This window comes from Croceibacterium xixiisoli (assembly GCF_009827305.1).
Classification (GTDB): domain Bacteria; phylum Pseudomonadota; class Alphaproteobacteria; order Sphingomonadales; family Sphingomonadaceae; genus Croceibacterium_C; species Croceibacterium_C xixiisoli.
In genome coordinates, this window is sequence record NZ_WTYJ01000001.1 from 303,340 (window position 1) to 324,739 (window position 21,400).

General features: G+C 64.7%; 20 protein-coding genes. 6 read left to right on the forward strand and 14 right to left on the reverse strand.

The window, feature by feature from the left end; genetic code table 11:
- The first annotated feature begins 60 nt into the window (after positions 1–60).
- From GRI97_RS01445 to GRI97_RS01455, 3 genes are read left to right on the forward strand one after another with little or no spacing between them, the layout of a single operon-like run.
- The gene (locus GRI97_RS01445; RefSeq protein ID WP_161389368.1) at positions 61–1,833 is read left to right on the forward strand and encodes a TadE/TadG family type IV pilus assembly protein; all 1,773 of its coding nucleotides are present in this window, start codon (positions 61–63) and stop codon (positions 1,831–1,833) included.
- Between the two features lie 8 nt (positions 1,834–1,841).
- Positions 1,842–2,414: a TadE/TadG family type IV pilus assembly protein gene (locus GRI97_RS01450; protein ID WP_161389369.1), complete on the forward strand. Its 573-nt coding sequence runs from the start codon at positions 1,842–1,844 to the stop codon at positions 2,412–2,414.
- Positions 2,411–3,064 (forward strand): TadE/TadG family type IV pilus assembly protein, encoded by a 654-nt coding sequence (locus GRI97_RS01455; protein ID WP_161389370.1) that lies wholly within the window; start codon positions 2,411–2,413, stop codon positions 3,062–3,064. Before GRI97_RS01450 ends, GRI97_RS01455 begins: the two co-directional genes overlap by 4 nt.
- 26 nt (positions 3,065–3,090) lie before the next feature.
- On the opposite strand, the gene ribA is transcribed toward GRI97_RS01455, so the two are convergent.
- The 8 genes from ribA to pabB form a co-directional block, all read right to left on the reverse strand.
- Positions 3,091–4,116, reverse strand: a complete 1,026-nt coding sequence (gene ribA, locus GRI97_RS01460) for a GTP cyclohydrolase II (RefSeq protein ID WP_235917570.1) — start codon at positions 4,114–4,116, stop codon at positions 3,091–3,093.
- Between the two features lie 68 nt (positions 4,117–4,184).
- Entirely contained in the window at positions 4,185–4,991 is an 807-nt protein-coding gene (locus tag GRI97_RS18515; protein WP_235917670.1) for an exodeoxyribonuclease III, read from the reverse strand.
- A gap of 282 nt (positions 4,992–5,273) precedes the next feature.
- Positions 5,274–5,936 carry a LolA family protein gene (locus tag GRI97_RS01465; protein WP_161389372.1) on the reverse strand — a complete coding sequence of 221 codons (663 nt, stop codon included), beginning with the start codon at positions 5,934–5,936 and terminating at the stop codon, positions 5,274–5,276.
- 79 nt (positions 5,937–6,015) lie between these two features.
- Positions 6,016–6,183 carry a 50S ribosomal protein L33 gene (gene rpmG, locus GRI97_RS01470; RefSeq protein WP_039097412.1) on the reverse strand — a complete coding sequence of 56 codons (168 nt, stop codon included), beginning with the start codon at positions 6,181–6,183 and terminating at the stop codon, positions 6,016–6,018.
- A 146-nt stretch (positions 6,184–6,329) separates the two neighbouring features.
- Entirely contained in the window at positions 6,330–6,752 is a 423-nt protein-coding gene (arfB, locus tag GRI97_RS01475; protein ID WP_161389373.1) for an alternative ribosome rescue aminoacyl-tRNA hydrolase ArfB, read from the reverse strand.
- A 97-nt stretch (positions 6,753–6,849) separates the two neighbouring features.
- Positions 6,850–7,572 carry an RluA family pseudouridine synthase gene (locus GRI97_RS01480; RefSeq protein WP_161389374.1) on the reverse strand — a complete coding sequence of 241 codons (723 nt, stop codon included), beginning with the start codon at positions 7,570–7,572 and terminating at the stop codon, positions 6,850–6,852.
- Complete coding sequence (locus tag GRI97_RS01485; RefSeq protein ID WP_235917571.1) at positions 7,569–8,744, reverse strand: pyridoxal phosphate-dependent aminotransferase; 1,176 nt, start codon at positions 8,742–8,744, stop codon at positions 7,569–7,571. The genes GRI97_RS01480 and GRI97_RS01485 overlap by 4 nt, the downstream gene beginning before the upstream one ends.
- Positions 8,741–10,573: an aminodeoxychorismate synthase component I gene (pabB, locus tag GRI97_RS01490; protein ID WP_161389375.1), complete on the reverse strand. Its 1,833-nt coding sequence runs from the start codon at positions 10,571–10,573 to the stop codon at positions 8,741–8,743. The genes GRI97_RS01485 and pabB overlap by 4 nt, the downstream gene beginning before the upstream one ends.
- 130 nt (positions 10,574–10,703) lie before the next feature.
- On the opposite strand from pabB, the gene GRI97_RS01495 reads away from it, so the two are divergent.
- A complete protein-coding gene (locus GRI97_RS01495; RefSeq protein ID WP_161389376.1) occupies positions 10,704–12,302 on the forward strand; it encodes a helicase HerA-like domain-containing protein in 1,599 nt (532 codons plus the stop codon).
- A gap of 40 nt (positions 12,303–12,342) precedes the next feature.
- Here the strand turns inward: GRI97_RS01495 and GRI97_RS01500 are convergent, their stop codons facing one another.
- The 5 genes from GRI97_RS01500 to GRI97_RS01520 form a co-directional block, all read right to left on the reverse strand.
- Positions 12,343–13,755, reverse strand: a complete 1,413-nt coding sequence (locus tag GRI97_RS01500) for a sensor histidine kinase (protein WP_328598474.1) — start codon at positions 13,753–13,755, stop codon at positions 12,343–12,345.
- Positions 13,755–14,501, reverse strand: a complete 747-nt coding sequence (locus GRI97_RS01505; protein ID WP_161389377.1) for a response regulator — start codon at positions 14,499–14,501, stop codon at positions 13,755–13,757. Before GRI97_RS01505 ends, GRI97_RS01500 begins: the two co-directional genes overlap by 1 nt.
- Before the next feature lie 7 nt (positions 14,502–14,508).
- Positions 14,509–15,087, reverse strand: a complete 579-nt coding sequence (locus GRI97_RS01510) for an EF-hand domain-containing protein (protein WP_161389378.1) — start codon at positions 15,085–15,087, stop codon at positions 14,509–14,511.
- Positions 15,088–15,316: 229 nt separating this feature from the next.
- The gene (locus GRI97_RS01515; protein WP_161389379.1) at positions 15,317–15,727 is read right to left on the reverse strand and encodes a cupin domain-containing protein; all 411 of its coding nucleotides are present in this window, start codon (positions 15,725–15,727) and stop codon (positions 15,317–15,319) included.
- Complete coding sequence (locus GRI97_RS01520) at positions 15,727–17,544, reverse strand: aminopeptidase P family protein (RefSeq protein ID WP_235917572.1); 1,818 nt, start codon at positions 17,542–17,544, stop codon at positions 15,727–15,729. Before GRI97_RS01520 ends, GRI97_RS01515 begins: the two co-directional genes overlap by 1 nt.
- Before the next feature lie 27 nt (positions 17,545–17,571).
- Between GRI97_RS01520 and GRI97_RS01525 the strand changes: the two genes are divergently transcribed.
- A complete protein-coding gene (locus tag GRI97_RS01525) occupies positions 17,572–19,683 on the forward strand; it encodes a S9 family peptidase (RefSeq protein WP_161389380.1) in 2,112 nt (703 codons plus the stop codon).
- Positions 19,680–20,078 (forward strand): acyl-CoA thioesterase, encoded by a 399-nt coding sequence (locus GRI97_RS01530; RefSeq protein ID WP_161389381.1) that lies wholly within the window; start codon positions 19,680–19,682, stop codon positions 20,076–20,078. The genes GRI97_RS01525 and GRI97_RS01530 overlap by 4 nt, the downstream gene beginning before the upstream one ends.
- Positions 20,079–20,272: 194 nt before the next feature.
- Here the strand turns inward: GRI97_RS01530 and ald are convergent, their stop codons facing one another.
- Positions 20,273–21,388: an alanine dehydrogenase gene (ald, locus tag GRI97_RS01535; protein ID WP_161389382.1), complete on the reverse strand. Its 1,116-nt coding sequence runs from the start codon at positions 21,386–21,388 to the stop codon at positions 20,273–20,275.
- Between the last annotated feature and the right edge of the window lie 12 nt (positions 21,389–21,400).

The following is a 21,400-nucleotide window of genomic DNA, read 5'->3' on the forward strand; positions in this document are numbered from 1 at the left end:
CTACATGGTTAGCCGTTCAATGGGGGTTATCCGATGGGGTTGCGGCAGGCTTTTTCTCGATTGGTTCAGGACAGGTCGGGTGCCACGCTGCCGATGATGGCGGTCGGGCTGATCCCGGCGCTCGCGGCAATTGGTTCTGCGGTCGATGTCGGGCGGATCTATATGGTCCGCGCTCAGATGCAGGCCGGGGTGGATGCCGGCGCCATGGCCGGGGCGCGCTCCTTCGGCCTGACCGACCAGCGCGTGGAGCAGGTCGACAATTACTTTTACGCCAATGTCCCCACCGGATATCTCGGCAGCGCCGAAATGGATCCGGCATCGGATTTCCAGACGGTCCAAGGCGTCAACCGGGTGAAGGTGGACGCGGTCACCGATCTGCCGATGGCCTTCATGAAAATCTTCGGCTTCGGCACGGTGCAGATCGCCGTCACGGCCACCGCCGAGATGCAGCCCAAGCCGCTCGAAGTGATGGTGGTGCTGGATAACACCGGTTCGATGGAGGAAAAGGTTCCCGAGGGCACGACGCGTATTTACGCGCTTCAGCAGGCCATGCTCGATTTCAACAACATCCTGCATCAGGGTCAGGACAGCCGGGCTGACCTGGCCATGGGCTATGTCACCTATACGGTTACGACCAATGTGGGCGCGGTTCTGAACAAATACAAAATCCCGGTCGCTCAGCGTGACGGTTTTACCAATGTTGCAGCCTATGGCGGCGATCCGGCCCTTGGGTGGATGGGGTGCGTGGAAAACGATCCGACCGTGAGGGATTTGGGCACCGATCCGACCACCATCACGCCGGGCGCCTTCGATGTGGACAAGGTTTTGCCGGGGGAGGATGGCCGACCTGGCGTCAGACCCTATCATTTCCCGCCTTCGGCGCAGACAAAAACGGGAATGGGTGGCTGGTTCATTACGCCGCAATTGCCGGCGAACTATCAGCCCATTCATACCAGATCCGAAAAAGGCAACGGTCGCCGCAACAATCTTTACCGTTTGCAGCCGCTCAACGCGACAGGCACATTGGGGCAAACATTGGCGAATACGGCTGCCTATCGCCAGCATTTCTATGATTATTATATCGGGCTGAACTACCAGAATTCCAGTCAGACTGACGATGTCATTGTTCGTGAATCGGATGGCGGCTATTACAAGCCGGGCGATGCCGCCGCCTGGAAGGTTGATTATTCACGCATTCCCTACATGACCTCCACGACTTACTGGGACACACCCAACGGCAACTACGGATATCCCGCGCAGGGGCGCAATCTGGGAATGCCCACTCCGAACTGGCAATGCCCCAGCGAGGCGATGGACATTCAGTATGGGCGCTTGAAGAAGGATTATGATGATTACATCAACGTGGACAATCATGCGTTGATGCCCGCGTCGGGCACACTGCATCATATCGGTATGTTGTGGGGATATCGGTTGCTGACCCGCGACGACATATTCACCCGAACCAATCCCGTCCCGTCGGAAGAACCGATCAAGGCGCTCGTCTTCATGACCGATGGCGAAACCCAGGCTGCTGGCGAAAGCGCGTGGTACGGCGCTTATGGCGCCTTGCGTGACAGGCGGATCAGCACGTCCGACACCGCCGGTGCCTTCAAGAATCAGGTCATGCGCCGCTTCGCGCGGGTGTGCGAGAATGCCAAGCGGGACAATATCCGAGTTTACATCGTTTCACTGATGAAGGGGAGCGATGACGCCAATCCGGTCTTTCGTGCCTGTGCCGGCTCCAACTATCTGCAGACCAGTAACCAGACGCAGATCCAGAACGCTTTCCGCCAGATCGCGGTCGATCTGGTCGATCTCCACCTGACACAGTGAGGGGCGCCATGTTTCGCAGATTGCGCAGGGATACGCGCGGCGTATCGGCGGTGGAATTCGCCATGCTGGCGCCGGTCATGATCATGCTGATCACCGGCACGATCGAGGCCGGGCATTACATGATGGTCAAGACGGCGCTGGAAGGGGCGGTGAATACTGCCGCGCGCGACAGTGTTGCACGGATGACGCTGGATGAGGACGCCCGCGACACGCGCATGCGGGCGCGCATCACCGATCTGATGTCCCCCTATCAGACGGCGCAGGGGCATTCGATGTCGATTGCCACCACGGTCTACAAGACCGTGGGAGACTCCTATCCGGAGGCGTTTGAGGATCTGAACGAAAACGGCGTCTATGACGAAGGCGAACCGTTTCATGACCGCAACGGCAATGGCGTGCGTGATGACAGTGTACCGGTGGCAGGGAGGCTGGGCGATGTCGGGGATGTCGTGCGCTTCACCGTGGTCTATCCGATTGAACCCTATTTTGCGCTGATGCGTCCGATCTTCGGCGAGCGCATGGACATGCGCACCAGCATCGTCACCCGCAACGAACCGGAAAAAGGGGTGGCGACACCATGATGCGCTTTCGATCTCTGCGCGCCCTGCGCCGTTCCACCCGCGCGGTATCCGCCGTGGAATTCGCCCTGGCGCTGCCGCTGTTCATCGCCGTGATCGGTTCGGGAATGGAAATCACCTGGCTGATCCTGACGCATATGAAGGTCCAGCGGCTGGCGAACATGTCGGCCGATCTGGTGGCGCGGAACGGGGCGTCGGAAAACCCCCTGTCCGAAGTGCAGATCTACGACATCATGTCTGCGATGGATGTCGCGGCGGCCCCGCTCGACGTTCGTGGCAATGGCCGGCTAATCATATCGGCGGTGCTCGGTGAAGATTCCAACAATGATGGCCAGCCTGATGTGAACCGGATCAAATGGCAGCGCTTCGATGGCGGCCTGACCGCCGCGCCGCGCGTGATCGGCTGCGTCGGCAGCAGCACCGTTGCGGCATCGATCGGGCGACAGCTCAGGCTGGCGGAACCCCTGTTCCATGCACAGGTCAGCTACAGCTATCAGCCGTTCTTCACCGGTGAGATGATGCGCTGGTTCGATATTCCCACCACCATCACCCGCACCGCCAGCTATCGCGGGCGCGGCGCGATCTATCACCCGGTGCTGAGCGTCGAAGGCTTCCCGGCCAAGAGCAATTGCACCTCTGCCAACGGGCTGTAACTGCCAAGGGGCAGCCCCGCCGCCGATCAGATCAGCAGGTGCCCGGCGTGATCGCGCTTGGTATCCAGATAGCGGCTGTTGTGCGGATTGGCCGGCAGTTGATGGGGCACGCGTTCAGCCACGGTCACGCCGGCTGATTCCAGCACGGCAACTTTCTGCGGGTTGTTGGTCAGCAGCCGGATGGATCGGGCCCCGATCAGCCGCAGCATCGCCGCGGCCACGCCGAAATCGCGGGCTTCCTCGGGCAGGCCAAGCCGGCGGTTCGCTTCCAGCGTGTCGAACCCCTGATCCTGCAGGCGATAGGCCCGCAGCTTGTTGATCAGGCCGATCCCGCGCCCTTCCTGCCGCAGATAGAGCAGCACGCCCCAACCACCATTGGCCGCTTCGCGCGCCATCGCAGCCAGCCCGGCGTCCAGCTGCGGCCCGCAATCGCATTTCAGGCTGCCCAGGATATCGCCGGTCAGGCATTCGGAATGCAGCCGCACCAGCGGCTGGCGGTCGCCGTTCTGGCTGCCGATGATCAGCGCGACATGTTCGCGCGTGTCGTTGATGCTGCGGAAGGCGATGATCTCCGCCTCCTCGCTCGCCGCGATCGGCAGGCGCGCGCGGGTGGCGATCACCAGCTGTTCGGGGTCGCGCAGCGCCGCCGAATCGCCCGCGGCAAAGGGCAGCGGCTCGCTGACCGAAACGGGATCGACCAGGAAGGCGGGCAGGATGCCGGCGATCCGGGCCAGTTCCATCGCCTCGGCCGCTTCGGCCCGCCAGGGCAACGGTTCGGCAGTGAAGGGCCCCTTCAGCGGCCAGGACAGATCCAGCGTCGGATCGGCAATCGCCTGGGCGGTGGTCAGATCGATCGGGAATGTCGCACCGATCAGCACCGGTGATGCCGAATCGGTGGCCGGTTTCTGATTGCCCAGCTTCAGTGTCGCGGCGCGCGCGGCAGAAATGAGCATGCGCCGCGATTGCACATCGCCCGGTGCCGTTTCCACCGGCAGCAGCAGGGGCGCCGATGCGCCATCGGGAACGGCGATCAGCGGCCAGCCATGGCGCAACCCGTCAACGGCCTGGGCGGCGCGGCGGGCCGGGGGCGCGGGCGGAAGCGGGACGGGGCTGCCCGAACTCAGAGTGTAAACTCCGTGATCAGGGGCACGTGGTCGGACGGCTGGGTCCAGTCGCGGGCATCCTCGATCACGCGGTGACCGGTCGCCTGCCGCGCCAGATCGGGGGAGGCCCACATGTGATCGAGCCGCCGCCCGCGGTCGCCCACGCGCCAATCCTTCGCGCGATAGCTCCACCAGGAATAATAGCGGTCGGGCGCGCGGATGTGCTCGCGACCAATATCGGTCCAGCCATGCGCATCCTTGAACCGCTGCAAGGTTTCGACCTCGATCGGGGTGTGGCTGACCACCTTGAGCAGCTGTTTGTGATTCCACACATCCGATTCGAGCGGCGCGACATTGAAATCGCCGACGATCAGCGTGGGGCGGTCGATCTTGCCGGCCCATTGGGTCATGCGTTCGAGGAAATCGAGCTTCTGCCCGAACTTCGGGTTGATCAGGCGGTCGGGTTCGTCGCCGCCGGCCGGAATATAGACATTCTCGATAATCACATTGCCGCCCGGACCGAGCAGTTCGACGCCGACATGGCGGGCTTCACCATTGTCCTGCCAGTCGTGGCGGGAAAAGGGTTTCAGCGGAATGCGGCTGACCGTGGCGACGCCGTGATATCCCTTCTGCCCGTGCACGGCGAAATGTTCGTACCCGAGCGCACGGAAGGTTTCATAGGGGAACTGCGGTTCCTGGCATTTTATTTCCTGCAGGCACAGCACATCGGGTGCTTGTTCCGTCAGGAATTTCTCCACCAGCGGCGCGCGCAGGCGAACGGAGTTGATGTTCCAGCTGGCGACAGAAATCGTGGGTGTGACCATGGCGGGGAGATAGGCGGCGATGCCCCGGGCGGCAAGCACGCAGGCGAGGTGATTCGCCAAGCGCCGGAGAATCGAAAACCCCCGTCCCGGGGGCATTGGGACGGGGGTTCCGTTAAGCGTTCGTCACGCCTTGCAAGCCGGCATGTGAGCGTATGGGGCAACAGGGGGGAAACCCACTCGCTCGCTGACTTGCCCAAGCACACTATGACCAGACGGCTTGCTGGTAAATGAATGAGGAACTACGCCCCGTCGCAGCCCATAAACGCCTGGGCGCTGAACCGGTCATCCCGGGCGACGATTGGCGGGCCGCGGGTCGCGATAACGGAAAGTGCTGTCAGGAACGGACAGGCCATACTGATGATTGGACAGCCGCACTGTGGTGCGCTGATTCTGTGCATCCAGCGCCACCCAGCTGCTCAGTTCCAACCCGCCGGGCGCACCGGCCTTGGTCACGAACACCAGGGTAATGATGCCATATTCCGGTTTGGACGGATCGCGCACCTCGATGCTGTAGACGCCGGCATTTCCGGTCGGCAGCAGCTTGCCGAAGCGTTTCACATCGCGATTGGGATCGAGCAGGGCACCGAGCGGAGAATTGCTGATCGGCCAGCGCTGCAGCTGCTGCACGTCATAATCCGCCAGCGTCAGCGACTTGCCGTCGGACACGACCAGCATGTTGACGCCGCGCGCATATTCGAACCGGATCTTGCCCGGCTGTTTCAGTGTCAGCACGCCGCTGACGGTCTGGCCGTTGCGATCGGTCTGGGTGAAGTTCGCGCGCATGGTAGTGATGCCGCGCAGGGCGGCAACCACGCGATCAAGCGGATCCGCCTGGGCGGCGGCCGGGGGCGCGAAAAGAATGGCTGCGCCCGGCACGGCCAGGGCGAGCGCTCCGGCGGTGGCGGCGCGGAGCGGAAGGGCGGAGATGAGCTTGATCAAACGCATGCTCCGACGCCTATTGCACAAGTATTGAACCAACGGTGAACCCGGCCCGGTGGCCGGGTTCATGTTATCCGCAGTCTGCTTACTTGATCTTGCCTTCCTTGAACTCGACATGCTTGCGCACGACCGGGTCATACTTGCGGAAGGTCATCTTTTCGGTCGTGTTGCGCGGATTCTTCTTGGTCACGTAGAAGAAGCCGGTGTCGGCCGTCGAGTTCAGACGGATCTTGATGGTTGCTGGCTTCGCCATGGTCTCAGTTCCAGATTCGCTATGGGCCGGTAGCCCGAAAATAACACGGGCGACGCGCGCGGCGCCGCCCTACCGGCGGGCCAATGCGATAGGACACCGCAAAAGTCAATGCTCGCCCGCACCCCTTTGGCAGCAGGCCGGCGGGCTTACCAGTCCACCTTGCCGCGTCCCGCCTTCACGGTGGAGCGCCGGGTTTTGGCATCCACGCGGCGGGCTTTCGCTGCCTTGGACGGTTTTGTCGGGCGGCGCTTTTTCGGAACGATCAGGGCCTCCCGGATCATGTCGATCAGCCGATCGCGCACTTCCTGACGGTTGAACAGCTGGGACCGTGCGCCCTCGCTCCGCAACACCAGCACGCCGTCGCGTGTCATCCGCGATCCGGCAATTTCCGCCAGCCGATGCTTGACCACATCGGGCAGATTGGGGGTCCGCGCGACATCGAATCGCAGCATCACCGCGCTGTCGGTCGTGTTCACATGCTGGCCGCCCGGCCCGGAAGAACGGGTGAAGGATTCTTCCAGCTCATCGCTGTCGATGGCGATATAGCGGGTGATCGGAATGGCTACCATCGATCCGGCACCGAATCATGCGTGAAGGAGTGGCCCGAAACCGGCAGGGAATTGTCCTTCCGCGTCATGTCCGGGCCACCACGTCAGCCATGGCGAATCAATCTTCGCTGTCCGCTGCCTGATCGGCCACGTCCGGTTCGGCAAAACCGCCTGCCGGTTCGGCAAAGCCCAACGCGCGCATGTCGGCGGGCAGAATCGCATGGGCGATCACGGGCTCCTTGCCCTCCCGCTCGATCCGCAGGCCGGCGGCGTGCAGCATGGTGCGCTTGATCCGCGCGCCATCGGGGCCCTTGGGGCCGGCACCATAGACCGGATCGCCCAGCAGCGGGATGCCGATGCCGCTGGCGGCATGGACGCGAATCTGATGGGTGCGGCCGGTTTCGGGGCGGAATGCCACCAGTGCCAGCCCGGCTTGCACTTCGATCAATTGCCAGTGGGTAACGGCCGGCTTGCCCTTTTTGGCCGGAATCATCCGCCAGCCGGCCTCTGCGCTGCTGATCTTGCTCAGCGACAGCGCCACGGTGCCTTCGGTCTGTTCGGGCACGCCCGCCAGCACGCCGTAATAAAGCTTGCTGACCTGCCGTTCCTCGAACGCGCGGGAAAAGCGGGTCAGCGCCTTGGGGTTGCGGGCCAGCAGCAGGCAGCCGGAGGTATCGGTATCGAGCCGATGCACGGCCACCGGTTCACGCTGGAACCCCAGCCGGAGCGAGGGGAACTGCGCATCGAGCGAAGGACCACCGGCGCGCGGCTGTTCCACCGGCAGGCCACCGGGCTTGTTGATCACCAGGGCTTCGGCATCTTCGAACAGGATCGGTATCATGACAGGGCCTCTGCAATTCGCCGCAAAGCTTCTGCCAGAACGGCTTCGTCGGCGGCGAAGCTGATCCGGAACCCGTCTTTCCCGCCAAACGCGCTGGCGGCGACAACCGCCACCCCATGTTCGAGCAAATGCAGCGCCAGCGCATTGTCATCCCCGAACCGGTCCATCAGCGGGGTGGCATCGATAAAGCAGTAGAATGCGCCATCGGGCTGCGGCGTCGACAGGCCGGGGATGGCGTTGATCGCCGTCACCACCAGATCGCGCCGGATGCGGAACCGTTCGCGCCATTGCACCAAGAAATCCTGCGGCCCTTCGAAGGCGGCGGCGGCGGCGGCCTGGCTGATGGAGGTCGGGTTGCCGCTGGCATTGCTCTGCAACCGGCCCATCGCCTCGATCAGCCAGGCAGGGCCCGTGGCAACACCGATGCGGAAGCCGGTCATCGCATGGCTTTTGGAAACGCCGGACACGGTCAGCACGCGATCGGCCAGATCGGGGCAGACGGCGGCAAAGCTGCTGTGCGGTTCGTCCGAATAGATCAGCGGGGAATAGATATCGTCTGCCAGCACCAGCACCTGCGGATGGCGGCGCAGCACATCGCCGATCCCTTCCAGCAGCTTGCGCGGATAGACCGCGCCGGTGGGGTTGCCCGGGCTGTTGAGCAGTAGCCATTGGGTGCTGGGGGTGATCAGCGCTTCCAGATCGGCGGGATCGAAACGGAACCCGTGATGGGCATGGGTGATCAGCGGCACCACGCTGCCCCCGGCAAAGCGCACCATCTGCGGATAGCTGACCCACCAGGGGCTGGGCACGATCACCTCGTCCCCCGGACTCACCGTGGCGGCAAAGGCTTCGAAAATGGCCTGCTTGCCCCCGGCGGTGACGATGATGCTGGCCGGATCGGCGGTGATGCCCAGATCACGCTGGAAATGCAGCGCTGCCGCCCGCTTCAGTCGGGCGGTGCCGGTGACCGGAGTGTAGCGCGTATCGCCGGCATCGAGCGCTGCCTTGGCGGCATCGATCACATGCGCGGGCGTGGGGAAATCGGGTTCGCCCACGGACAGCGAAATGATGTCCCGCCCGGCTTCACGCAGTTCCGTCGCGCGATCGGTCATGGCGGTGGTCGGGGATGCCTGGATCCGCTTCAGCGACTGGCTCAGATGTTGGTGGCTCATGATATCACCTCGGCGCGCATCAGCCCGCGCACGGCATTGCCGAGGAAGAAGCCCCCGGCCAGATTGGCTGTCTGCAGATCGTCCAGCGTCAGTTCCGCCTCCACCGCACGGCCATCTTCCAGCATCTGCCAGCGCAGCACGCCCGGCAGCAGCCCCAGATGCGCGGGCGGGGTCAGCAGTGTTCCGTCGCGTTCGATGAAGATATTGGTGAAGCTGCCTTCGGTTACCAGCCCATCGGGCCGCACCAGCAACGCCTCCCCCGCGTCCTGTGCCTTGGCCACGGCCAGCGCCTGTTCGTAGAAACTGCGGTCGGTGGTCTTGTGGCGCAGGCGCCAGTCACCCGAAACCACGGGCAGCGGCAGGGCGATGCAGCGGATCGGCCCGTCGGCCGGGGCGGGCAGGGGCACGCTTTCCAGCGCCGTTTCGCCGCTGCGCGCCAGCAGCAGCCGCACCTTGGCCGGCTGATCCAGTTCGAAGCACAGCGCCTGGATGCGGTTGCGAATATCGTGCCGGTCGAAGGCGAAGCCCAGTTCGCCCGCGCTCGTCTTCATCCGTTCGAGATGCTGTTCCAGCAGCGGAATGCCGTCGGCCGGGTCGAAGCGCATCGATTCGATCAGATCATGTCCACCGGCCGCGCCGCGGGCAAAGCCGCCCTTCACCAGACATTCGCGCCATTCGGACAAGGCTTCGCTGTCGGCCACGATCGCGCCGCCCACGCCCAGCACCGCCTTGTGCCGCTGATTTTCCCCCGGGGTCAGGTGAATGGTGCGGATCGCCACGTTGAAGGCCGCATCGCCATTGCCGTCGATCCGCCCGATCGCACCGCAATAGGGCCCGCGTGCATCGCGTTCGACCTCGTCGATCAGTTCCATCGCGCGGATCTTGGGCGCCCCGGTGATCGAACCGCAGGGGAACAGCGCGTGGATCATGTCCATCGCGCCCAGCCCGTCCTGCAATTGCGCCCGCACCGTGGTCACCATGGTGTGCACGGTGGGATAGGTTTCGACTTCGAACGGTTGTTCCACCTGCACCGATCCGGCCACGGCCACGCGGCTCAGATCATTGCGCATCAGATCCACGATCATCAGGTTTTCGGCCCGGTCCTTGACCGATGCGGCCAGTTCCTGCGCCAGGGCGGCGTCTTCCTGATCGGTCCGGCCGCGCGGGCGGGTGCCCTTCATCGGCTTGCACTTGGCTGCCCGGCCGCGCAGGCTGAAGAACAGTTCGGGGCTGAAGCTGAGCAGCCAGTTGCCGCCGTCGAAGATCAGCCCGCCATAGCCGGCGTTGGAACCGGGGCGCATGGCGGCATAGAGCGCCACCGGATCGCCGCGCGCCGGCCCGGCCAGCGGCATGGTCAGATTGGCCTGATAGATATCGCCCGCATGGATCGCATCCTGCAGCCGGTCGAACACATCGCAATAGCCGCCGATCGACAGCTGCGGTTCCAGCGGCCCGATGCTGGCAGGGCCGTCGGCGCTGTCGCCCGCCCGTGTGGCCAGCCATTGGGGCACATCGGCTGCCGCAATGGTCTGCACGGCGTCGAACAGGCCGAACCACACCAGCGGGCCGGTGCTGCCGCTGCGGCCCGATGCCAGCGGTTCCAGCTTTGCTTCCAGCGCCAGCCCGGCTTCATAGGTCAGATAACCGGCCAGCGTGCCGCCGCTTTCGCGCCGCGCCGCCTCTGCTGCGGCCAGCACCGGGGCGACATCTTCGGGCCGGTGGGCGATGAACAGCGCGCGCGGGTTTTCGAACAATTGCGCGTCGCTGGCGCCCTGCGCGCGCGCATCGTCAAGCAATACGAAGGGTTCGGTGGGTTCAGCTCCGGCCATTCGCCCCGCTCTATAGCCAAAATGCCATCTGTCCATGTCCTGCTGTGCTTTGCCCCGCCGCTATCGCTTGACCGGGCGGCTGCTGCTGCGCCAGATCGGCGCCGGTATCGACCTGGTGCGGGAGTGACGAATGGGCGAGATTTTCCTTGGCCTGGGCAGCAATGGTGAACGGCAGGTCCTCAATCTGAAGCGGTCCAATCGTCACGGGCTGATCGCTGGTGCCACCGGTACCGGCAAGACGGTGACGCTGCAGGGCATTGCCGAAAATTTCTCTGCAGCCGGCGTGCCGGTATTCGTGGCCGATGTGAAGGGTGATCTGGCGGGCATTTCCATGGCCGGATCGCCGGCGTTCAAGAATGCGGCGGCGCTGGAATCGCGGGCCAGGGAACTGGGCATCGATGATTATGCCTATGCCGACAATCCAGCGGTGTTCTGGGATCTCTATGGCGAACAGGGCCATCCGATCCGCACCACCATCAGCGAGATGGGGCCGCTGCTGCTGGCCCGGCTGCTCAATCTGAACGACACGCAGGAAGGCGTGCTCAACATCGTCTTCCGCTATGCCGATGAACAGGGCCTGCTGTTGCTCGACATGGCCGACCTGCAGGCGATGCTGGCCTATACGGCGGAAAATGCCGCAGAACTGACCACCCGTTATGGCAATGTCAGCAAGCAGTCGGTCGGCGCGATCCAGCGGCAACTGCTCAGCCTCGACAGCCAGGGCGGGGCGATGTTCTTCGGCGAACCGGCGCTGGAAATCGAGGATTTCCTGAAGGTCGATGATCAGGGGCGCGGCTATATCAATGTGCTCGCCGCCGATCGGCTGATGCGCAGTCCGAAGCTTTACGCCACCTTCCTGCTGTGGCTGCTGGCCGAATTGTTCGAAGTGCTGCCCGAAGTGGGCGATCCGGAAAAGCCGAAACTGGTGTTCTTTTTCGATGAGGCGCACCTGTTGTTCGACGATGCGCCCAAGGCGCTGCAGGACAAGATCGAACAGGTCGTGCGCCTGATCCGGTCCAAGGGCGTGGGGGTCTATTTCGTTACCCAGAACCCGATCGACGTGCCGGAGGAAGTGGGCGGCCAGCTCGGCAACCGGGTGCAACATGCGCTGCGTGCCTTCACCCCGCGCGACAAGAAGGCGATCAAGGCGGCGGCGCAGACCTTCCGCATCAATCCCGATCTCGATGTCGAAACCGCGATCACCGAATTGAAGGTGGGTGAAGCGCTGGTGTCCACCCTGCTGGATGACGGTGCCCCCTCGATCGTGCAGCGCACGCTGATCGCCCCGCCGCGTTCGCGGCTTGGCCCGGTCACGCCGAAGGAACGCGCGATCATCCAGTCGATCAGCCCCTTCGCCGGCAAGTATGACACGGTGGTCGACCGGGAAAGCGCCTTTGAGGTGATCCAGCAGAAGATCGCCGATGCCGCCGCCACCGCGCAGGAAGTGGAGGCGGAAGGGCGCGAAGAAGTCGGCCGGCGCGAACGCAAATCGACCTCGATGTGGGATGGGTTGGGTGGTCAGGTGGCCAAGGCTGCCGTCGGCGCCGCCGCATCGAGCGCGGGCACCATTATCGCGGCCAAGGTGCGCGGCAAGACATCCACCTCCAGCCCGGTCACCCGCGCCTCCACCGCAGCGGCCGGCACGGTGGCGGAAAAGATCGGCAAGGCGATCGGCATTCCGGGGCTGGGCAGCTTTGCCCGCAATCTGATTGGCGGGTTGATGCGCTGAGCCCCCTATAACTGCGGGTAACTGCGGGCTCAGCGCGGCATTATTCCAGCGGCAGGCGGATCTCTGCCAGCAGGCCCTGCACCGTGCCATCTGCGGTGCGGCGGTTGGCCAGCACCAGCGTGCCGCCATGCTGTTCGGCGATCGCGCGGGCCAGCGTCAGGCCCAGCCCGGCGCCGCCGGTTTCGCGATTGCGCGATGCCTCGCCCCGGGCGAAGGGTTCGAACATGGCGGCAATGTCATCATCGGCAATGCCACAGCCGTCGTCTTCCACCTTGATCACCGCCATGTCGCCTTCGCGAGCGAGCGAGATCCGCGCGCTGCCGGCATAGCGCAGGGCATTTTCCACCAGATTGCGGATCGCCCGGCGCAGCGATGTCGCGCGCAGCGCCAGCGCCATGCGCGGGGTGTCGCCCAGCTCCACCGGCTTGCCCATGTCTTCATATTCTTCGATCACGGAGGCGACCAGCGCGGCCAGATCGGTGCGTTCCAGCGTGCCGGTGGGCCGGCCGATGCGGGCGAGCGAGAGAATATCGTCGAGCGTGCGGGTGATGTTTTCGATCGTGCCGGCCATCCGGTCGCGCTCGATCGGATCTTCGACCGATTCGATGCGCACGCGCAGGGCGGCCAGCGGGGTCTTCAGATCATGCCCGATCGCGCCCAGCATCACGTCCTTTTCATTGATCAGCGCGGCGATGCGCCCTTCCATGGCGTTGTGCGCCACGATCAGCCGGCGGGTATCTTCCGGGCCTTCCGGTTCAAGCTGCCCTTCGGTGGCGCGGGTTTCGGCAAAGGTTTCCAGCCGCCTGGTCAGCGCCGCGATCGGCCGGGTGATGCGCCGCAGCAGCAGCGCCAGCCCGCCGACCAGCACGATATAGAGCAGCAGGGTCTGGATCAGCAGGGAACCGAGGTGGCGCGGCTGGCTGCTTTCCAGCGGTACCCGCGCCACGGAAAAACCGGTTTCGCCGGCGCGGCGCAGGCCGGCCACCAGCATCGGGCCGTTCGCCCATTCGGGCGGATCGCGCCACAGGCGCCGTTCGCGCAGCCGCCCCTGCACATAGCTGTCGGCAGAGGCCATCCGCTTGATCACCACCAGATCGACCGGATCGATACCCTGTTCCAGCAGCACCGCGCGCAGGGTTTCTTCCCGCTTGGTATCGCGTTTCTCGCCCGCGCGGACCGGGCTGACCGGCGTGCGTTCGACGCGCAGCCGCAGCCAGCGGCGCTTGCTTTCATCGCCGGGGAAACGCGAATCGCGCTGCCGGTAATCGATGCGCGGATCGGCCACCAGTTGAAAGGCCAGCCCATTGGCGGCCTGCAGATCACGCCGCTGTTCGGCGGCGCGATATTGCAGCACGACAGACAGGGTTTGCGCCACCAGCAGCGCCAGCGCCACCGACAGCAGCATCTGCCCCAGCAGGCTGCGGGGTATCAGGAACTGCGTGATCCGTCGCACTAGCCTTGCTCTGCCCCTCTGTCCGTGTTGGTCCGCCGAACATCGGCGGCCAGCCGGTAACCGCCGCCCCATACGGTCTGGATCAGCTTGGGGTCGCGGCTGTCGGTTTCCATCTTGCGCCGCAGCCGGCTGATCTGGTTGTCGACCGCGCGATCGAACAGATGCGCCTCCCGCCCCTGCACCATGTCGAGCAGGCGATCGCGATCCAGCACCTGGCGCGGGTGGTCGAGGAAGGCGACCAGCAGGCGGAATTCGGCGGAGGAAATCGGCACCACCGTCCCTTCGGGATCGGTCAGCCGGCGCTTCAGCGGGTTCAGGTGCCAGCCTTCGAATTCATAGCAGGCGTCTTCTTCGGGCGCGGGCGGCGGTTTGACCGCCCGGCGCAGCACGCTGCGGATGCGGGCGACCAGTTCGCGCGGTTCGAAGGGTTTGACGACATAATCATCGGCGCCGATTTCCAGCCCGACGATCCGGTCGGTCGCTTCGCCGCGCGCGGTCAGCATGATGGTGGGGATATCCTTCGCCTCCACCAGATGGCGGCACAGCGACAATCCGTCCTCGCCGGGCATCATGATGTCCAGCAGCACCAGATCGGGCACGTCTTCCAGCAGGGCGGAACGGGCCTTGGCCGCATCTTCCACCGCACGCACGGCAAAACCCTGGCGGGTGAGATACTCCGCCAGGGGTTCGCGCAGGCTGGCTTCGTCGTCGACCAGCAACAGCCTGATTTGGTTTGTGTCGTTCACGGGCAGCTTAGCTGGCGCTCGGCGCAGGTCGGGGCGCACGCTCACCACGCGGGCCGCGTTCCGGGCGTTCGGGCCGGGCCGCCTTGCGCTCGGCCTGCGTCAGCACGCCGTTGCGATCGGTGTCCGCCTGGTCGAACCGTGCCAACGCGGCAGCCACGAATTCGGCCTGGGTCATGCCGTCCTTGGCACCCGGGCCGGGGCCAAACATGCCGAACCCGCCGCCGCGATGACCGCGTCCACGCCGCCTTTCGGCGCGCTGGCCCGGTTCACCCTGCGGGCGTGCTTCGGCACGTTCCGGGCGTTCGGGGCGGGTGGTGAATTCGGCGAAGCTGATGGCGCCGTTCTTGTCCGCGTCCAGCCGGTCGAACCGGGCGCGCTGGCGCACCTCACGATCGGCGGCATCGATCTTGCCATCCTTGTTGGCATCCATGCGGGCGAAGGTGGCGGTGGCGCGTTCCTGCACCTGCGCGCGGGTGATGTCGGCGCCCGGCGCGGGGCGGGCGGGGGCAGGCCCTTGAGCGAATGCTGCGCCGCCGGCCATGAGGGTGGCACCGGCAGCCAGCGAAAGAATGATGATCTTGCGCATTACCAAAGAACTCCGTTGGGTTCGTTAGAACAACGGGGCGCCGTCCAGAAGGGGGGAGGAGGAGGTTCGGCGCCCCGTTGCCCTTGAAATGGGTTCTAAACCCGCAATGTCGCAGGGGTTTGCCGTGATCGGGGAAAAGTGTCGCAAAGTGTCGCGTCCGGCGCCAGTCGTTCATCTGGCGGCAAAATCCGGCGTTACCGGCCCCGTAACAGCGCCTCGATGCAGGGAATCAGCGTGGCCGGTGCTGCGTGTCGAGCCCGGCGGTGATGAAAATCGCCTCGGCAAAATCGGCCACATCGGCCGTGTGCCACACCCCCGGCGGATTGATGGCGTATTGCCCCGGTCCCAGCTTGGTGCGGCGCACTTCGTCATCGATCTGCTGGATCAACGTGATCTGCCCGGCGGTGCAGATTACCACCTCTGCTCCCGCCGGATGCATCTCCCAGCCGGTCCAGTCTTCGGTGAAGCGATAGGATGACACCAGCCGCCCTTCCGCTCCGTCCGCCGCATGGCGCTGCGCATAATCGCCATACCAGTCCATCGCCCGCTCATCGCGCGGGAAGGCGGGCTGGGCCACGGCGGTGGCACCCAGTCCCAGATGGATCGGGAAATCCTCCAGCCGGGGCGGGGTGCCGCTCATCAGATCGCCGCGCAGGCGGTTTCGAGCCAGGCCAGCGCTTCGCCTTCCAGCAGCGGCGCCAGCAATTGGCGGACATCGGCGTGATAGGCATTGAGCCAGGCCGCGCCTTCGGCCCCCAGCAGATCGCGATCGATCAGCGTGGTGTCGATCGGCACGAAGGTCAGCGTTTCGAACCCCAGCGCCGCATGTTCGGCCCCACCAATGCCGCGCGGTTCGACCAGCACCAGATTTTCGATGCGGATGCCATATTCGCCGGCTTTGTAATATCCCGGCTCATTGGACAGGATCATGCCCGACAGCAGTTCCTGATCGGTGCCGGCCTGGCCGCCGCGTGATTTGGCGATCCGCTGCGGCCCTTCGTGCACCGCCAGGAAGGCGCCCACGCCATGGCCGGTGCCATGGGCATAATCCACGCCCGCCTGCCACAGATATTGCCGCGCCAGCACGTCCAGCTGGGCGCCGCTGGTGCCCGGCGGGAAGCTCTGCCGCGCCAGGGCGATATGGCCCAGCAGCACGCGGGTGAAGCGGTCCTTCTGCTCGATGCTGGGTGCATGCGTGCCATCGGCCGAACCGATCCACACCGTGCGGGTGATATCGGTGGTGCCGTCGCGATATTGCCCGCCCGAATCGACCAGATAGATGCTGCCCGGATCGATCCGCAGATTGCTGGCTTCATCGACCCGGTAATGCGGGATGGCGGCATGGGGCCCGGCGGCCGAAATGGTGTCGAACGACAGATCGACCAGCAACCCGGTTTCCTCGCGGAAAGCCTGCAGCCGGGCGGCGGCGGACAGTTCGCTTTCGCTGCCGTGGGGCGCGGCTACCGACAGCCAGTGCAGGAATTTGACCACCGCTGCGCCGTCGCGTGCCTGCGCGTCGCGCTGGCCCTGCTGTTCCACCGGGTTCTTGCGCGCCTTGGGCAGGATGGTGGGATCGCGTTCGGCCACCACATTGGCCCCGGCGGCAGACAGCGCCTGGATGATCGCCGCCACGCCGAAGGCCGGATCGACCGCCACGGTCTTCCCACTGAATTCCGCCAGCGCCGCTTCGAATTCTCCGCGCGGGCGCACGCGCACGGCATTGCCCAGATGCTGCAACAGTTCGGGTGTGGTCTTTTCCGGGGCGATGAACAGATCGGCGGTGCCATCGGCACGGGCAATGGCGAAGGCCAGCGCCACCGGCGTGCGGTCGACATCGGCGCCGCGGATGTTCAGCAGCCAGGCGACCGAATCGAGTGCGGAAATCACCGCCGCGTCGAATTCCTTGTCCTTCAGCCATTCGGCGACATCGGCGCGCTTTTCCGCGCTGCTGCGCCCGGCCAGCGCATCATCCTGCACGAAGGCCACAGCGGGGGAGGGGGCGGGTTGGTCTTCCCACACCGCATCAATCGGATTGCCATCGACCGGCACCAGTTCCCCGCCGGCGGCGGCGATGCGTTTCGATGCGGCATGCACCCAGCCGGCAGTGTGCAGCCAGGGATCATAGCCGATCCGGGCGCCAGCGGCGGCATTCTTCGCCAGCCATGCGCCGATATCGTCCTGAGGGATGGATCGGTAATCGAACAGGCGTTCATCCACCTGATCGCGTACCTGGATGGTGTAGCGGCCATCGACGAAGATCGCCGCCTTGTCCGCCAGCACGGCTGCGGCGCCGGCCGAACCGGCAAAACCGGTCAGCCAGGCCAGCCGTTGGGCATAGGCGCCGACATATTCGCTCAGATGTTCGTCAGCGATCGGAATCACGAAACCATCGAGCTTGCGGCGCGCCAGTTCCTTCCTCAGCGCATCCAGTCGGGCTTCGTGAGTTTGCATCAGCATGTTGCGGTCCTTTCTCCGCCACCATAGATGCGGGGGATGGACGATACCACCATCAAGGCTCAGCCTGCCGCATCCGCCCCTCTTTCCGCACCTGTGGCGAAGAAGCAGGCGTCCAGCGTCACCCATCACAACATCACCGTCACCGATGATTACGCCTGGCTGCGCGATGCCGGCTATCCGGATGTGTCTAACCCCGAAATCCTGACCCATCTGGAGGCGGAAAACGCCTGGTTCGAAAGCGCCATGGCACCGCAGCAGGGGCGGATCGACGCGCTGTTCACCGAAATGCGCGCCCGCATCAAGGAAGCGGACAAGTCCGTCCCGCAGAAGGATGGCGATTTCCTCTATTGGATCGAATTCGAAGAGGGCGCCGAATACAAGAAATGGTGGCGCCGTCCGGTCGGCGCGCCCGATGATGGCAGCGCCGATTTCCTGATGCTGGACGAAAATGCGCTGGCCGAAGGGAAGGACTATTTCCGCCTCGGCGCGATTTCGACCACCCGCGATGGCCGGCTGCTCGCCTATGCGGTGGATGACAATGGCTCCGAACGGTTCACCGCGCGCATTCTCGATCTGACCACCGGGCAGCATTTGGCCGATGAAATCCCCGGCACGCTCTCGGGCCTGATCTGGGTCGCCGATGACAAGGGGCTGATCTATTCGCTGGCCAATGAACAATGGCGCACGGACAATGCCCGGCTCCACTGGCTGGGCCAGCCGATCGATCAGGACGTGGAGCTGTTCCATGAAGATGACGAAGGTTTCCGCGTGTCCGCCGGGCTTTCCGCCAATGAAAAATGGGTGGTCATCGGCACGGGCGACCATGAAACATCCGAAGCCTGGCTGATTCCCGCCGCCGATCCGCTGGCGACGCCGCTGCTGGTGCGCGCGCGGGAAAAGGGCGTGGAATATGACGTCGATGAACGTGACGGCGTGCTCTACATCCACACCAATGACGACCATGAAAACTTCCGCCTGGCCACCGCGCCGCTGGCGCAACCGAGCGAATGGTCGACGCTGATCGCCGGGTCGGACGAATTCTACCTGACCGGTGTCGAACTGTTCCGCGATTTCTATGTCGTCGACGGCCGGCTGGGCGGGCTCGATCAGATCCAGATCCGCTATTACGACGATCCCGCGCGGATAGAGCCGATCACCTTCCCGGAAGAAAGCTATACCGCCGGCATGGGCAACAATCCCGAATGGGATCAGCAGGTGCTGCGCGTGTCCTATGAAAGCATGATCAGCCCGGCCAGCAGCTATGATTACGACGTGGCCACCGGCGGGCTGACGCTGCTCAAGCGGCAGGAAATCCCCTCCGGCTACGATCGCGATCTCTACGCCACCGAACGGCTGGAGATCATTGCGCGCGACGGCACGTCGATCCCGGTCAGTGTGATGTATCGCAAGGATAGAAAGCGGGAAGGCCCGCTGCATCTCTATGGCTATGGCGCCTATGGCATCTCCATCCCGCCGGGCTTTTCCACCACCCGGCTCAGCCTGGTCGATCGCGGATTCGCCTACGCCATCGCGCATATTCGTGGCGGCGACGATCTGGGGCGGGCCTGGTACAAGGCGGGCAAGCTGGAACGGCGCACCAACGCCTTCAACGATTTCGTCGATGTCGCGCGCGGGCTGGTCGAACGCAATTACACCGTTCCGGGGCGGATCAGCATTTCCGGCGGGTCCGCTGGCGGCGAACTGATGGGGGCGGTGATCAATTCCGATCCCGATCTGTGGGGCGCGGTCGTGGCCCATGTCCCCTTCGTCGATGTACTGGCGACCATGCTGGATGCCTCGCTGCCGCTGACCCCGGGCGAATGGCCCGAATGGGGCAATCCGATCGAGGATCCGGCCGCCTTCGACCTGATCCGCAGCTACAGCCCCTATGACAATGTCAGCGCCCAGGCTTACCCGCCGCTGCTGGTGACGGCCGGGCTCAACGATCCGCGCGTCACCTATTGGGAACCGGCCAAATGGGTTGCGCGCCTGCGTGAGCTGAAGACCGACGACAATGTGCTGCTGCTCAAGACCAATATGGGCGCGGGCCATGGCGGCAAGTCCGGCCGGTTCGAAAGCCTGAAGGAAACGGCGGAGGAATTCGCCTTCATCCTGTGGCAGCTCGGCATCGATCAGTGAGCAGCCGCTTTTCCCTCTCCTTCACCGCACAGCCTGACGACATCGACGTCAACGGCCATGTGAACAATGCGGTGTGGGTGCGGTGGATGGAAGATCTCGCCACTGCGCACTGGATGGCGGATGCCGATCCGGCGCATGTGGAGGCCTATGTCTGGGTCGTGACCCGGCACGAGATCGACTATCGCGGCAATATCGGCCCGGACGAAACGGTGGAGGGGGTAACCGAAATCCGCGAGCCCCCCACCGGCGCCCGCTTTACCCGCCATATCCGCTTCACCGACAATTCCGGGCGCGAGCTGGTGCGCGCGCAGACGCAATGGGCGATGATCGATCGCGCCAACGGCCGGATCATGCGGGTCCCGGCCGAGGTGGCGGCCCCGTTTCTGCCGGAATAGCGGTGGGCGGCGATTCAGAACGCGCCCATTTACAACACCCGCTCAGCCTGAGCCCGTCGAAGGCCACGCGCCGACATTGGCGAGCAGGTCCGTGGCGCAACCGTTGGTGGCTGTCCTTCGACGGGCTCAGGACGAGCGGATGAGGAGCTGACCGGTTCGGGGAAGTGTCCGGTCACCCACCAACCCACCTCCGCTCAACCGATTGCCTGATCCACTGGCAGCAGCTTGTAGCCCAGCTCATGCGCCACCGCCGGATAGACCACATGGCCGTCATGCACATTCAGCCCGGCGGCCAGATGCGGATCGGTGCGCAGCGCCGTGCGCCAGCCAAGCCCGGCGATCTGCAGCGCATGGGGCAGGGTGACATTGTTCAGCGCATAGGTGCTGGTGCGCGCCACGGCGCCCGGCATGTTGGCGACGCAATAATGCACCACGCCATCGACCACATAGGTCGGATCGTCATGGGTGGTGGCGCGGCTGGTTTCGAAGCAGCCACCCTGATCGATCGCGACATCCACCAGCACCGCGCCGGACTTCATCGATCGCACCATGTCTTCGGTCACCAGCTTGGGCGCCGCCGCACCGGGGATCAGCACCGCGCCGATCACCAGATCGGCTTCGGCGACCGCCTCTTCCAGATTGGCGTGATTGGAAAAACGCGTCTTGGCGCGGCTTTCGAAATGGGTGCCGACGCGTTCCAGCACATCGGGGCTGCGGTCCATGATGGTGACATCGGCGCCAAGCCCGGTGGCCATCTGCGCGGCGTTGAAGCCCACCACACCGCCGCCGATCACCAGCACCTTGCCCGGCATCACCCCCGGCACACCGCCCAGCAGCACGCCACGCCCGCCATGCACCTTTTCCAGCGCGGTCGCGCCGGCCTGGATGCTCATGCGCCCGGCCACCTGGCTCATGGGTTTGAGCAGCGGCAGCGTGCCGCCCGGGCCGGTGACGGTTTCATAGGCGATCGCGGTTACCCCGCTGTTGACCAGATCGGCGGTCTGTTCGGGGTCGGGGGCCAGATGGAGATAGGTGTAGAGAATCTGCCCGGCATGCAGCTGCGCGCGCTCTTCGGCTTGCGGTTCCTTGACCTTCACCACCATTTCGCATTCGCGGAAGATCTCGGCCGCCGTATCCACGATTGTGGCACCGGCGGCAAGGTATTGATCATCGCGCGCGCCGATACCCATGCCGGCGCCGGTTTCGACCCACAGCTGGTGCCCGTGGCGGACCAGTTCGCGCACGCTTTCCGGCGTCAGGCCGACACGATATTCGCGGTTCTTGATCTCTTTCGGGCAGCCGATCAGCATGGTCATCATCCC